Raw genomic sequence first — 15,715 nt, forward strand, 5'->3', positions numbered from 1 at the left:
AGAATATGAAACGACTATTATTGATACTATGCGGGTTATTACTATTACTGCCGGTGTGTGCCGGAGAAATATGGGTAAGCTTGCGAGGTAATGATAGCAATGAAGGTACAAAGAATGCACCGCTCTTAACTGTTGCGCAAGCTTTGAAACAAGCGCGCGAGTGGAGACGTTTATCCAATCCTCTTGTTGAGGGTGGTATACGTATTCTTTTAGAAGATGGTGTTTATTCACAAACACGCACATTGTTTGTTCGTCCCGAAGATAGTGGTACTATTGATAGTCCGACAATAATTACTGCCGCACCCGGTGCCCGCCCCGTAATAAGTGGAGGCGTACAAGTAACCGGTTGGCGGTTGGTTAGCGAACGAATAGCCGGATTACCCGAATCTGCACAAGGCAAAGTATGGGTAGCGGAGTCTCCTATGATTGCTAATCGTCTTTTAGACTTTCGGCAGTTATGGGTAAATGGCGCAAAGGCTGTTTGTGCAGCTCAATTTGCTCCCGGAGAAATGGAACGGATGATTGACTTTGTACCAAGCGAGCAAATTATCCGCATCCCTACACCCAATGTGTCAGGATTGGAAACAGCGAAGCAACTGGAAATGGTGATACACCAACGTTGGGCTACTGCCATACTTCGTGTAAAGAATTTGAATGTAAAAGGCAATGTAACAGACGTTACCTTTCATGAACCCGAAAGCCAATTGGAATTTGCCCATCCGTGGCCGCAACCGGTTATTGGTGAAGAAAAAGGAAATTCCTCTTTTTATTTGTGTAACGCTTTGCAATTACTTGACCAACCGGGGGAGTGGTATCGCGAATACCCATCGGGCAACGTGTATTACTGGCCTCGCGAAGGTGAAGATATGCGTGTGGCTACTGCTATTGTACCCGCACTGGAAGAACTGGTTCGGGTAGATGGTACGCTGGAACGTCCTGTTGCCCATATTCATTTTGAAGGAATTGGTTTTGAGCATGCTGCCTGGTTGCGACCATCGTATCAAGGACATGTTACATTGCAGGGCGGTTTTCATCTATTGGATGCCTATAAATTACTTATTCCGGGGTTGCCCGAAAAAGCCGAACTGGAGAATCAGGCATGGATTGCACGTCCTGAGGCTGCTATCCGTATAAAAGGTGCTTCGCACATAAACTTTACGGGATGTGACTTCAAACGATTGGCGGCTACCGCGCTCGATTACGAATGGGCGGCTACTCAATCTACAGTAGCAGGGTGTTACTTTACCGATATTGGTGGAACGGCTATACTTTTAGGCACTTTCCCCGACGGTGGATTTGAAACACACGTACCCTACAAACCCTTGAATATGGATGAGCTTTGCTCGGATATCCGTATAGCCAATAACCTGATAACCGAAGTAACCAACGAAGATTGGGGTTGTGTGGGTATTGCTGCGGGATATGTGGCAAATACGACGATTGAACACAACGAAGTAAGCCACGTGAACTATTCGGGTATTTGTGTGGGATGGGGATGGACAAAACTGGATAGCGGTATGAGAAACAATCACATCCGCAATAACTACGTACACCATTTCGCAAAGCAACTCTATGATGCCGGCGGATTGTATACCCTTTCTTCGCAACCAGAGTCGAGCATGACGGGCAACCGTATAGAAGCGCTTATAGATGCACCTTATGCTACCAATGAGCGCGCGTTCTATATTTATTTTGACGAAGCAACTTCCTATTATATTGTGGAGAATAACTGGTGTCCTGAAGCACGATTTGGAACGAATACTCCCGGGCCGGGAAATGTGTGGAATAATAACGGACCAATGGTTGATGTGGCAATTAAACAAGCCGCAGGGATACAAAAAGAATGGAAAGAAAAGTTGCAAAACAGATAAAAACAAGATACTAATGAAACAAACTAATTATCATCTCTTCGATTTTCTTGATTTCGATATTGACTTGAAAACCGACGAGGCTCTTTGGAAATCATGTCGCCCCACAACGATTCAAGCGAAAGGCGGAGACATACACATAACCATCCCTTATCAGAAACAGTTGCTCTCTAACGATATGGCTGCCGATACAACAGCTTCAAGAGAGGAATCAGTACTTATCCTCAGGCAATACACGCAAGGTGTTCTTCGTGTTTTTACAGGTTTAGGAGCGTACGAGCTAAGCGATGATTCGGATATGCTGCAGTTCGATCCTTCTATTCGGAAAATGCCACTACATGTAGTAGAGGGTGATGGTGAATGGCTAATTCTTGATGAAAGCAATACCCGACGCGCTTTGGTAAATCTTAAAAGCCCTGTACTCGATTACTGGAGCGACTTACTGCCTGCTCCGCAAGAGGCTCCCGATATAACTTTTTGGCCGGACGGAAAGAAAGCTATCAGGTTAAGTGCTTATGATCATTTCTCGCCTCCTCGTTACGATGCACTACCTTTAGCCTATGTGGTGAAAGAAGGAAATAAAGAACGCGCCACCCTTTCGTTCGAGGTACAACCCGACGAAGCTTTTGTTGGTACCGGCGAACGTTTCTACAAAATGGATTTAAGCGGGCATACCTTTCAACTGAAAAACCAAGATGGGCAAGGTGTAAACAACCGTCGCGCTTACAAGAATATACCATTCTTTATTTCCAGTCGCATGTATGGTGTGTTTTATCACACCAGCGCGCACAGTAAACTCTCGCTAGCCGATCACTCTACCCGCTCGGTACAGTTCTTAAGTGACCAACCGATGCTGGATGCTTTCTTGATAGCCGGAGATACTCCCGAGTCAATACTTAAAGGTTACCGTAGCCTTACAGGTTTCCCTTCGATGCCTCCGCTTTGGAGCTTTGGTGTGTGGATGAGCCGTATGACCTATTTCAGCGCTGACGAAGTAACAGAGATTTGCAATCGTATGCGACGCGAAAAATACCCTTGCGACGTGATTCACTTAGATACCGGATGGTTCAAAACCGACTGGCTTTGCGAATGGAAGTTTAATGAAGAACGCTTCCCCGACCCAAAAGGCTTTATTCATCAATTAAAAGCAGATGGTTATCGTGTATCGTTGTGGCAATTACCCTACGTAGCCGAAGATGCCGAGCAAATAAACGAAGCGCGCGAAAACAACTACATAGCCCCACTTACTAAAGTGCAGCAAACGGACGGTTCCAACTTCTCCGCACTGGATTATGCAGGAACCATCGACCTTACCTATCCACCTGCTGTAGAGTGGTACAAAGGGTTGCTTAAAAACCTGCTCGATATGGGAGTAGCTTGTATTAAAACAGATTTTGGCGAGAACATCCATATGGATGCCAAGTATCACGGTATGTCACCTGCTCTGCTCAATAATCTCTACGCTTTACTTTATCAAAAAGCCGCTTACGAAATAACTAAGGATGTTACCGGCGATGGTATTGTTTGGGCACGTGCCGGATGGGCGGGTTGTCAGCGATATCCTCTGCACTGGGGTGGCGACTCTGCCGCTACGTGGGATGGATTGGCGGGCTCGCTTAAAGGTGGACTACACTTCGGACTCTCAGGATTTGCTTTTTGGAGCCATGATGTGCCGGGTTTCCACTCGCTGCCCAACTTTATGAACTCTCCCGTAGCCGACGATCTTTATGTGCGTTGGACGCAGTTTGGAGTTTTCTCTTCGCATATACGCTATCATGGTACTTCCAAACGCGAACCATGGTGCTATCCTGCCGTAGCCGATATTGTAAAAAAATGGTGGAACTTGCGTTATGCGCTTCTTCCTTATATAATGGCGCAAAGTGAAGCTGCTACCCGCTCGGGTTATCCATTGCTGCGTGCGTTGATTTTTCATCATGTCGACGATAAACTTTGCTGGCACATTGATGATGAGTATTACTTTGGCGATGACTTCCTGGTTGCACCTGTAATGAACAGCGAAGGTTGCCGGGATATCTATTTGCCCGAAGGTAAGTGGGTGCATTTTTTTACCGGCGAGGTGTACGAAGGTGGACAATGGCTGAAGAATGTAACTGTGCCGTTGGATGAGATGCCGGTGTATGTGCGTTATGGAGCAGAAATTCCAATGTATCCGGAAGTGGTGCAATGCACAGACGAAATGGATTTGAAGAAACAACGCCTCACCCCAGCCCTCTCCAAAGGAGAGGGAGGAGGAGGTAGTTTGTATGATACAATAATGAGTATCCTCAATAAATAAAAAGAATAAAATGCAAGATACTGAAAACAACGTAACCAACTCATCTCCCTCTCCTTTGGAGAGGGTCGGGGAGAGGCTAAAACCCAACTGGAACGAAAGCCAACGCCGCTACCTCGATTGGTGGAATGGTCGCGGCATACTTATCAATATGTGGGAGCACCTGCAAACAGGTGTCGTTTCGCACGATGCGACAATTGCCCCACCACCTCCCGCAAAGGATTTGAACCAACGTTGGTTTGACCCGCAATGGCGTGCCGCGCAGTTAGATTACTATTTGGCGAACAGCTCTTTTCTGGCGGATATACCGCCTGTGGCTAATACTCAATTAGGACCCGGCTCGCTCGCTGCTATTCTTGGTGGAGTGCTCGAGGGTGGCGAAGATACTATCTGGATACATCCCGACCCGCAACCGAAGGATGATATTGTATTCAATCCCGAAAGCCCGGCGTGGCAACTGCATAAAGATTTGTTGCGTGCCTGTAAGCAACGTGCTAAGGGACGTTACTATGTAGGTATGCCCGATTTGATGGAAGGGCTCGATGTCTTGGCTGCCATCCGCGGCACGGATACTGTATTGATGGATACCATGCTGAACCCCGAACTTCTTGAGCGACAACTCCAAGCAGTGAACGATATCTATTTCCGTGTCTTCGACGAACTGTACGATATTATTAGGGAGGGTGATGAAATGGCGTTTTGTTATTTCTCCATTTGGGGGCCCGGTAAGGTAAGCAAGCTACAAAGCGATATATCCATCATGATTAGCGAAGAAGATTTCCGACGTTTCGCTCTTCCGTACCTGCGGGAGCAATGCCGGAAGATTGATTATACGCTCTATCATCTGGATGGAGTGGGAGCTATCCGCCATCTTGATGCGCTGCTCGAAATAGAAGAACTCAACGCCATTCAGTGGACACCCGGAGTAGGCGAACCACAAGGAGGAGACCCTAAATGGTACGACTTGTATCGCAAAATTCTGGCAGGAGGAAAGAGTGTCATGGCTTGTTGGGTAGCACTCGATGAATTGCGCCCCTTATTGGATAATGTGGGAACAGACGGACTGAATATCTTGATGGATTTCAAAAATGAAAAAGAGATAGAGCAGGCTGTGAAGATAGTGGAAAGCTACAAGTAAAGAATCAAACAATTAAAACAATTAAAAATAACATCAAATGGAACTAAATCAACTCTACGAATCCATCCTTGCCGGCAAACTGGAACCGGCAGTGGAAGTAACCCGCGAAGCTATTGATGCAGGCGTAGCCCCGCAAACCATCATCAACGACTATATGATTAAAGCCATGGGCGAAATAGGGCAACGTTTTCAAGACGGGAAAGCATTCGTGCCACAGCTCCTTATGTCGGCACGTGCCATGAAGGGTGCACTCGAACTACTTAAACCACTCTTGCAAGGCGAAGCTTCAGTTACCATTGGTAAAGTGGTTATTGGTACTGTAAAAGGCGACTTGCACGACATCGGCAAGAATCTCGTAGCTGCTATGTTCGAAGGATGTGGTTTTGAGGTTGTCAACATCGGTATTGATGTGTCTGCCGAAAAGTTTGTGGAAGCGGTAAAAGAACATAATGCTGATATTCTTTGCATCAGCGCGTTGCTTACCACTACTATGGGCGAAATGGAAATAGTAATAGATGCGTTGAAGCAGGCGGGCATCCGCGAACAGGTTAAGGTGATGGTAGGTGGCGCACCTGTCAACCAAACGTTTGCCACACAAATAGGTGCCGATGGTTATAGCGACAATGCTAACTCCGCCGTAGCCGTAGCCAAAGAATTAATGGGCGTATAAACTCTTAAAACAAACCATACTATATGAATACACACTACATGGAAACATTGGATTGGGGCATCCTTATCATCTATTTTGTGATCCTGTTTGCCATTGGCATCTGGGCAAGTAGTAACCGCAAAAAAGGGAGTCATCTTTTCTTGGCAGGCAATTCTCTGAAATGGCCTTCTATTGGGTTTTCCATGTGGGGTACTAATGTAGGACCGTCCATGCTGATAGCTTCTGCCAGTGCGGGTTTTACCACAGGGATTGTTTCTGCCAATTTCGCATGGTATGCGTTTGTCTTTATCTTCTTATTGGCGTTTGTCTTTGCACCGCGCTATTTAGGGGCAAAGGTGGTGACGCTTCCCGAGTTTATGGGCAAGCGTTTCGGACAATCTACGCGCAATATCCTGGCATGGTACACCATTGTTACCATTCTTATTTCCTGGTTGGCGCTGACGCTCTTTGCCGGTGGCATTCTTATCAAGCAGATATTCGATATCCCCATGTGGCAGTCGGCTATCCTGTTATTGCTTATCGCAGCCTTCTTTACAATGTTGGGTGGGCTGAAGGCGGTGGCTTATACAAATGTGTTCCAGATGATATTGCTTATTGTGGTATCGCTCACTCTTACGCTGCTTGGCTTACACAAAGTAGGCGGTGTAAGCGGACTTGTTGAGGCTGTTCCGCAAGGCTATTGGAATTTGTTTCAGCCCAATAGCGACCCTGACTTCCCGTGGCTACCCATTCTGTTGGGATATCCGGTGATGGGTGTTTGGTTTTGGTGTACCGACCAGTCGATGGTGCAACCGGTACTGGCTGCAAAGAACCTGAAGCAAGGACAGTTGGGTGCTAACTTTACCGGTTGGTTAAAGATACTGGACATGCCGCTTTATATTCTTCCCGGTGTAATCTGTTTGGCACTTTATCCTACGCTCGCCAACCCCGACGAAGCCTATATGACGATGGTTACAAACCTCTTCCCGCAAGGAATGGTAGGCTTGGTGATGGCGGTGCTTGTTGCCGCATTGGTTAGCACTATTGGTTCGGCACTCAATGCGCTGAGTACCGTGTTTACCATGGATATTTACGTAAAACGTATGAACCCTGAAGCCTCTCAGCAACAAATTGTGAAGATGGGACGTGTTATAACTGTGGTAGGTTCTGTTGTCTCTATCTTGATAACCATTGCTATTGACAGTATCAAAGGATTAAATCTCTTTAATGTGTTCCAGTCAGTACTTGGTTTCATAGCTCCTCCTATGGCGGCTGTGTTCTTATTCGGAGTGTTCTGGAAGAAAACAACTGTTCGCGCCGCCAATATGGCATTAACCCTCGGCACCGTGTTCAGTCTTACGGTTGGTATTCTTTATTTGTGGGTACTACCTGCCGATAAGTACGACTTCTGGCCACACTTCATGATGCTTTCGTTCTTGCTGTTTGTGGCTATTTCGGTGACTATGATTGTGGTGTCGTTGTTCGATAGAAGTAAGAAAACAGAGAATACACTCAACTTTGGTGCAATTATCGCGCCTGCCAAGCAGGTGGTGCTGTTGTGGGCATTACTCATTGTTGTGATGATTGGGCTATATGTTTTGTTTAATGGGCATTAACAAGCAAATTGAAATCAAAATGATGAATATGGAATCATTTTATTTTTCTGTATTTTGTTTTTATTCATATTAATCCAAAGCAACCCCTCTCAGAAGTCAACTGAAGGGGGTTGCTTTTTTATTTAACCCAAACTTCTCTTCTATTTCCTATTAGAACAAGCTTCAAATTACAGAAATATAGACTTCAAACGGAAGAGGTATAAGCTTCAATCCCAAATGCTATAAGCTTCAAAGGTGAATTCCATTGGACGAATACCCAAATCTCAATGGCATTTACCTTTAGAATCACTGGATTTTACTTGTAATCTCATTGGTTTTCATCTCCAATCTCACTGCTTAATTGTTGATATTGAATATTCTTGAGGAAAGTATGCAAAAATAATAGATTCTTTGCTCTTTTTGATGGCTGTGCTCAATAAATAAAAAGATAGCAAGAGTGTGCATTCTTGTTTGTTTTTGCGAGATATTGTTTATTTGTATATCACAATGATGGGTTTCTGTTTTATTTGGTATCATTCTGTTTTATTTTAATCTCCGTGGTTGCGTTTTTTTGAGCTTGAGGCAGATATTGGCCGAATTTCGGGAGTTATGGTGGATTGACATTTTGACAAATTGACAATGGGGCAATATCATTATACCCAAACGTTTTTCTTGGATGATAATAACTTTTTTGTATATTTGCCTATACGTTCTATTTTATTAATGTACATGAAAACATATAAACGTTTACTTTTCCTTTCTATTTTATTTCTGCTTTTCTGCTCTTGTTCGCAAAAAAGAATAACTAACCCATTATTGCTTCGTTCTGATTCTTTAATAACGTGCTGTACGGACAGTGTCTTACAGCACACCAATGACTCTTTAATGCTGATGAGCGAACGTGAACAGTCTGTTTGTATGAGTGAATTGGAGAGTAGGCAGAAATACGATGGGATCATAATAGGAGTTTTTTCCTTGTTACTATCGGCTTCTGTATTTCTTTTGATGGAAAATTATAGAAAAGCTCAAATTATTCTTCAGCAAAAACAAATGTTGCAAACGCAAACCAATGCGTTGTATGCTGCTTTTGAGGAAACAACCGAAAAAGAGTTCTTTAAAAAGGAAACTCCTTTTGAGCAGATAAGACGAAACTTGGCTGTTCAGACAAAGATGTTTAAGAAAGAAAAATACTATGAGGAAATGCTATCAATAATAGTTCATGTCGATGAAAAAGAATTTTATATGGCAAATTCGGATAGAGAACAGTTTCTAAAACAGATGCGAAATCATTTTTATTTGGTAATCAATGATTTGATTACCAAATACTCTTTGAACAAAACAGATGCTGATTTTTGTGTTTTTAGCTCTTTAGGACTTCCTTCCAAAGTGCTTTATTCTTTTTTTTCGAGTGAAGCTGCTTCAAAGTCAAGAAGGCAAAGGCTTAGGAAAAAACTGGAATTCGAGATGTTGTTGCTGTTTAGAATAAATACTTAATAATTAATTAGATACATTGTTTTGATACATTTTTAATACCCTGCATCTTCAAATTACTACTTTTTTGATACCCTGTTTTTTTGGGGGATTAGACACTTTTGTCTTGTTTTGCCGTCATCAAATAAAATTATTTATTAATCCTTTAAACAACAGATTTATGAAAAACTTATTAAATTTGGTCGTAATTGCAACTTTAAGTATCTTATTCCTTTCATGTTCAAATGAGCAGGACAAATTTGTTAATCAACCAGTTGATCCTTATTTTAAAACAATGCTAATGAATAAAACGATTGAGATTTATTCGTCAAAGTTAACAAGAGGTGCTGAGCTGGTTTTAACTGATAGTGAGAAGCGTGAACTAGCACAAATATCATTAAACACTTTGAAAACTTACGGGCTGTCTGAGGAGGAAATAGCAGAAGACCTGGGTGGAATAACTGATGATAAATTGATTGAGGCAGGACTTATAATCATAGCTGTCGAAGAAGAGGCTGAAAAAGGGGTTGAAGTAATTGATACATTTGATAATGTAAGTTTATTAACTGGACTTGAAAAATGCCCAGATGATCAAACGGTTACTCGATCTCAAGTTTTTAATTGTGCATTACAGGCTGTCGGTATTACGGCTATTGGAGAATTGATGCAAAAGGGAATAGCGAGTATGAGTAGGTCTGCGGTAAAAACTGCTCTGAGAAAAATAGTAGCAAAATATCTAGGCTGGGTAGGGGCAGCTATCGCTGTATATGAATTTGGAGATTGTATGAATTGGTGGTAAATTATAAAATTCGGATAATGAGATTAAGAGAAAGACCTTATGTTTTTTTATATACTTTCATAGTAATCAGCTATGTTGCAGACTTTATCTTTCGTTTTGAACGATATGATACAATAGATATCATATTAACTTCTCTATTGGTGCTACTGTTGCTTTATACTGTAGTTGATTATTGGAAAACAGTTTTAAGGAAATGTAGGAAGAAAAAAAACTAGTTCCTGTTTATTGAGACAATGTAAAGGCGTGAAGTTTGTTAATTGATAGCGAACTCCATGCCTTTATTCGTATTTTTCTTCTTGTAGCAATTCTCCAACTCGCAAAGTCCGCACGTATACTCCAATCTTCTTACATTACTCCCTATCCCAATTACCCCGCTTACGGACTTGATAGGCATCATCAGCGACGATTCCGTCAACTGCACCCCACAAGGTTCTTCTACGGGAAAGAGCGAAAATAGTTTTTGTTGTTCTGCAACTTGCCAGCCGCAATAGCCCGGGCTGAATCGATTGGTGCGTAGTAACCCTTCTGTGTTTAACTCTTCTTGAAGGCGCAGCTCCATGTAATTTGCCGCTGCCTCTGCCAGGCAACTGCCAATGTTATGCGCGATGAAGTGACGAACAATATCCTCCTTACTTGCTTCTAACCAATGGTTAAAAGCTTCGCCGGCAGTAGCCACAAAGAGTATAAATGCCTCCGAACCGGCTAATTGCTTGCCGATAATCTTACCGATATTCAACGGGGTGTTGCCTATAAGTAATGTGTCGCGGTTTAATACACCTGCCACGCGTACATAGGCAAAATGCGCGACGGTAAACGTGGCTATCTCTTGCAATGCTTCCTTTACCAGTTGTTGGATGTCCGCCTCGGGATTTTGTGTGCCATACCCCATTGCTTCGTACACCTCTTCGGGGGTAATAGACAATTGCTCAAACGCTATTTTATCTTCCTTCATTGTATTGGTTCAACGCATTGAAGAACGCATCTATATTTCCTTCGGGCACTTCGGGCGGTGTATCGCATCCGCTCGATAGTACGAAGTTGGGATACGGCTCCATATCTTTAAGCAATTGCAGTACCTCTGCTTTCATTTGCTCGGGTGTGCCTTGCTTGAATATCCCAACAGGATCAATATTTCCCATACCCAACGCATCGGCAGGAACATCTTGCATGGCCACTTTCATATCAATCTTATTACCGAAATGGTAGCCTGCGGCACCAGTGTAAACCATAGCAGGGGTACAATGTCCTGTGTTGCCACAGTTGTGAAGAATGATGGAGAAGTGTTCGTCTTGCAGCGCGTCTACTATCTCTTTGATATAGATGGAGGAATACTGCTGGCAATCTTCGTTGGAGAGTAATCCTGCGGCAGGTTCGGCAATCACTACGCCTGCAATGCCGGTTTCCTTCAGTGCGCTACAGTAGGCAAGCAAGAAGTCTGTGCATTTGCGCAACAGCAGGTTAGCAGCTTCGGGGGTGATGTAGATAAGCATCATGATTTCCGACATGTCGTACAGTCGTCCGGCAAGCGAATAAGGACCGATGCAGCCACCAAGAACAGGCTTGTTGGTGATGTGTTCGGCTGCCAGTCGGTTAGCTTTTAGATATTCGCCAACACGTCCTTGCTCTAAACCGGGTACTTGCAATGTTTCAATCTCGGCTTCGTTGTTTAGCAAACGCCCCGTTACCGCAGGTACTTCGTTTTCATGAAAGGCAATGGTAGCTCCAAAGGCTTCTGCCTCTACCGTTAAGTCCATAATAACGGTTGCCGCTGCCAACGGATAACGCTGGTTGAGCGTACGTATCGCTTCAAAATGTACTTCGCCGTTGGTTACAGCTTGACGAACTGTGTTGCCGTTCAACTCAATGCCGGGGTGCGTCATGATAGGAATAGCAATTCGTTGCTTATTCGCAATAACCTCCTGTATAAAGGAGTTCATATTTATCTTTTTCATCATATATTTAGGACGTAAAACCGCACAAATGTACTCAATTGATAGTTGATTTGAGTACAAACAGGAAAAATTGCCGTCTTTTTGGTATCTAATTATATATAGAATAACGACATGATTAAATCAAAGTTGACGTTGCTAACCTTTTTAGTAGTCGCACTGTGTGCATGCAACAAAGAAAATGTAAATATCGTTGTAGAAGAAAACGCATCCAACCGAATTCAATTTGCTGCAGGACAATTGCAGGAAGCATTGCAACAGGCCGGGTATAGTGTAAATGCCGGAACAGGTAAAACCATTCGCTTGCAATTATCCAAAGACACCACGCTGCGTGCTGAAGGCTTCTGCATCCTTACCGAAGGAGAAGTTACCACCATTGGCGGACGAGATGGTAGCGGTGTTATTTACGGAGCGCGCCAACTCATTGATCATATCAAGGGAAAGAAGAACATAGATTTTCCCAAGTCATTTACCGACGCCCCCGAAATGGTGTTGCGTGGTGCTTGTATCGGTTTGCAGAAGACCACCTATTTACCCGGACACGGTGTGTACGAATACCCTTATACGCCCGAAAACTTCCCTTGGTTTTATGATAAAGAACAATGGATAGAATACCTTGATATGTTGGTGGAGAACCGCATGAACTCTCTTTATTTGTGGAACGGGCATCCGTTTGCTTCGCTTGTAAAGTTAGAAGACTATCCGTTTGCTTTAGAAGTAGACGAGGCTACTTTTAAGAAGAATGAAGAGGTATTCTCTTTTCTTACCCAAGAAGCTGATAAACGCGGTATCTTTGTGATTCAGATGTTCTACAATATCTTTGTTTCCAAACCCTTCGCCGAACATTACGGTATCAAAACGCAAGATAGACATCGCCCCATTACACCACTTGTCAGTGACTATACCCGCAAGTCGGTGGCAGCCTTTATAGAAAAGTATCCCAACGTGGGACTGCTCGTTTGCTTAGGCGAAGCTATGAATACGTATGAAGATGATGTGGAATGGTTTACTAAAACAATTATACCGGGGGTAAAAGACGGACTTACCAAGCTGGGGCGTACCGACGAACCACCTATACTAGTGCGTGCGCACGACACCGATTGCAAGATGGTAATGGATGCTGCTCTGCCACTTTATAAGAACCTCTACACCATGCACAAGTACAATGGCGAATCGCTTACGACCTATCAGCCGCGTGGCCCGTGGTCTAAGATACACAAAGATCTTAGCGCTCTAGGAAGTATACATATTAGTAATGTACACATCCTCGCCAATCTTGAACCTTTCCGCTGGGGATCGCCCGAGTTTGTACAGAAAGCTGTAAAAGCCATGCACGATGTACATGGAGCCAATGCGTTACATCTTTATCCGCAAGCATCTTACTGGGATTGGCCATACACTGCCGATAAACTGCCTGATGGTAAACGCGAGAAACAAATAGAGCGCGACTGGATTTGGTATAAAACGTGGGGAAGATATGCATGGAACTGTCGCTACGAACGTCCTAATGAAGTAGAGTTTTGGAGTAAACAGCTTGCCGACTTCTATGGAACAACCACCGAAACTGCCGCTGATATACTCGAAGCCTACGAGCAAGCTGGCGAGATTGCTCCCAAGCTGTTGCGCCGTTTTGGAATCACCGAAGGAAACCGTCAGACATTGCTGCTTGGTATGTTTGTAAGTCAATTGGTAAACCCTTATAAATACACCATCTATCCGGGCTTCTACGAAAGCTGTGGTCCCGAAGGCGAAAAACTGATAGAGTATGTAGAGAAAGAATGGAAAAAAGAACCACATGTGGGAGAGTTGCCTCTTGATATCATAGAACAAGTCATCATACATGGCGACAAAGCAGTTGCCGCCATTGAGCAAGCAGCTGGTGAGGCTACGCTTAACAAAGAGGAGTTCGAACGTTTACGCAATGATATGCATTGTTACCGCGAATTTGCGTATGCCTTCAACCTCAAAGTAAAAGCAGCCAAATTGGTGCTCGATTATCAATGGGGCAAAGAGATTGCTCGTTTGGAAGAAGCTATCCCATTGCTGGAAGAAAGTTTAGTGCATTATCGTAAACTGGTAGAGCTGACAAAAGATCATTACTACTACGCTAATAGTATGCAAACTGCACAACGTCGTATTCCTATTGGTGGAGACGATGGAAAAAACAAGACTTGGGAAGAGATGTTGGTACATTATGAGCAAGAGCTTGAAAACTACAAAGGAAACCTCGCCACACTGAAAGCGCAGGCAAATGGTGATACCAGCGAAAACTCCACAACAATAACCCCGCTACACAAGGCTAATGTGAAAATAATGAGTAACTTGCCAGCGGTGGCGTTACAAGAAGGCGCAAGTCTGCTAACTAACATCACCAACCCGGTAGAGGCTTTAGCACCCGAATTGAAAGGACTTACTGCTTTTCGCTTTGACGGCGAGAAACAACGGAAAGAGGCAACTACAATAGAATTTGAGTGCGATAAACCGGTTAGCTTGCTGGTAGGATACTTCCGCGATGATCATCGCAAGTATGCCAAGAAACCAACACTCGAAATAGATGCAGCGGCAAACGAATACGGTCAGGCAGAAGCAAAATTGTCGCATGCCATACGCATCAAGGGATTGCCATTGGCAGATGTGCATACCTATAATTTCGAAGCAGGTAAACACAAGCTCCTATTGCCAAAGGGTTATTTGCTGGTGTTGGGCTTTACGGATAGCGAAGTACCAACGCGCAACGCAGGTTTAGCTGGCGTTGAGAAAACAATGGATTGGATGTTTTATTAATATACATATAGATGATAAATCGTATAGTCTCTTTTTTTATAGTAATAACAAGTATACTTCCTGTTGCTGCGCAACGGGAAGTGTCGCAAGAACGCATGACGGAAATATACGAACAGGTAAAAACCCCGTATAAATATGGCATGGTGATTGCTCCCGAAACAAACAACTACAAGGTAGATTGCCCCACAGTGTTCCGTCACAACGACAAATGGTACATGACGTATGTGCTTTACAATGGACGCTTTGGTACTGATGGACGAGGCTATGAAACATGGCTTGCCGAGAGTGATAATCTCTTGGAGTGGACGACTAAAGGACGCTTACTCTCCTTTCGCGAACAAGGATGGGATATGAATCAACGTGGTGGCTTTCCTGCTCTGCCCGATATGGAGTGGGGAGGAAGCTATACCTTGCAACCATGGAAAGGTAAATACTGGATGACTTACATAGGTGGCAATAAAACAGGTTATGAGGCTGGACCGCTAAGCATTGGCTTGGCATGGACAGATGCAAAAAATCTGGGAACTGCCATAGAGTGGGAGGGAATGGATACACCCATCATTGCTTCCTCAGATAAAGAAGCACAGTGGTTCGAGAATCTCACAGAGTATAAGAGTACTATTTATTGGGATAAAGAGAAAACACTAGGTGCACCATTTGTGATGTTTTATAACGCCGGTGGTCGCCATCCCGAAACCAACCTGAAAGGAGAACGTGTGGGTATCGCCCTCTCCAAAGATATGAAGAAGTGGAAGCGTTACGCGGGTAACCCGGTTTTTGTACACGAAACAGAAGGAACCATTACAGGCGATGCACACATTCAAAAGTTTGGCGATGTATATGTGATGTTCTACTTTTCGGCGTTCAATCCTACTCGCTCATACAAAGCCTACAACACCTTTGCGTGTAGCTACGACCTTATCCACTGGAATGACTGGCAAGGCGAAGATCTGATTAAACCGTCCAAAGATTACGATGACCTCTTTGCACACAAAAGCTATGTGATAAACCACAACGGTGTGGTATATCATTTCTATTGTGCTACTAACAAATACGACCAACGAGGTATTGCCGTGGCAACCAGCAAACCCATGGGGCGCTCGGCTGTACACTTTCCTGCACCGGAAGTAAAGAATAAGCGCGTAGTAACAGAACTAAACGATTGGGAAA

8 protein-coding genes and 2 pseudogenes are annotated in these 15,715 nt (G+C 43.9%); 8 read left to right on the forward strand and 2 right to left on the reverse strand.

Annotated features, from left to right (window positions below; all coding sequences use genetic code 11):
• Positions 1-5 precede the first annotated feature (5 nt).
• From D0T50_RS04900 to D0T50_RS04930, 6 genes and pseudogenes are all read left to right on the forward strand, one after another.
• Entirely contained in the window at positions 6-1,871 is a 1,866-nt protein-coding gene (locus tag D0T50_RS04900) for a right-handed parallel beta-helix repeat-containing protein (RefSeq protein WP_163222393.1), read from the forward strand.
• 13 nt (positions 1,872-1,884) lie between these two features.
• Positions 1,885-4,164: an alpha-xylosidase gene (locus D0T50_RS04905; RefSeq protein ID WP_163222394.1), complete on the forward strand. Its 2,280-nt coding sequence runs from the start codon at positions 1,885-1,887 to the stop codon at positions 4,162-4,164.
• Between the two features lie 148 nt (positions 4,165-4,312).
• Positions 4,313-5,969: pseudogene (locus tag D0T50_RS13935) on the forward strand (cobalamin-dependent protein).
• Between the two features lie 23 nt (positions 5,970-5,992).
• Positions 5,993-7,564, forward strand: coding sequence for a sodium:solute symporter (locus D0T50_RS04920; RefSeq protein ID WP_163222397.1), 1,572 nt, complete (start codon positions 5,993-5,995; stop codon positions 7,562-7,564).
• Positions 7,565-8,272: 708 nt separating this feature from the next.
• The gene (locus tag D0T50_RS04925) at positions 8,273-9,037 is read left to right on the forward strand and encodes a hypothetical protein (RefSeq protein ID WP_163222398.1); all 765 of its coding nucleotides are present in this window, start codon (positions 8,273-8,275) and stop codon (positions 9,035-9,037) included.
• Positions 9,038-9,194: 157 nt separating this feature from the next.
• Complete coding sequence (locus D0T50_RS04930) at positions 9,195-9,812, forward strand: hypothetical protein (RefSeq protein ID WP_163222399.1); 618 nt, start codon at positions 9,195-9,197, stop codon at positions 9,810-9,812.
• A 253-nt stretch (positions 9,813-10,065) separates the two neighbouring features.
• Here the strand turns inward: D0T50_RS04930 and D0T50_RS04935 are convergent, their stop codons facing one another.
• Positions 10,066-10,764 (reverse strand): vitamin B12 dependent-methionine synthase activation domain-containing protein, encoded by a 699-nt coding sequence (locus D0T50_RS04935; RefSeq protein WP_163222400.1) that lies wholly within the window; start codon positions 10,762-10,764, stop codon positions 10,066-10,068.
• On the reverse strand, positions 10,751-11,764 hold the full coding sequence (locus D0T50_RS04940; RefSeq protein ID WP_163222504.1) for a uroporphyrinogen decarboxylase family protein: 1,014 nt from the start codon (positions 11,762-11,764) through the stop codon (positions 10,751-10,753). The genes D0T50_RS04935 and D0T50_RS04940 overlap by 14 nt, the downstream gene beginning before the upstream one ends.
• Before the next feature lie 111 nt (positions 11,765-11,875).
• On the opposite strand from D0T50_RS04940, the gene D0T50_RS04945 reads away from it, so the two are divergent.
• Both D0T50_RS04945 and D0T50_RS13940 read left to right on the forward strand, forming a co-directional pair.
• Complete coding sequence (locus tag D0T50_RS04945) at positions 11,876-14,545, forward strand: glycoside hydrolase family 20 zincin-like fold domain-containing protein (RefSeq protein ID WP_163222401.1); 2,670 nt, start codon at positions 11,876-11,878, stop codon at positions 14,543-14,545.
• Positions 14,546-14,556: 11 nt separating this feature from the next.
• A pseudogene (locus D0T50_RS13940) lies at positions 14,557-15,712 on the forward strand (beta-galactosidase); the annotation flags it as partial.
• Positions 15,713-15,715: the final 3 nt, after the last annotated feature.

It is taken from the genome of Bacteroides sp. 214 (genome assembly GCF_010501015.1).
Taxonomy (GTDB): domain Bacteria; phylum Bacteroidota; class Bacteroidia; order Bacteroidales; family Bacteroidaceae; genus Bacteroides.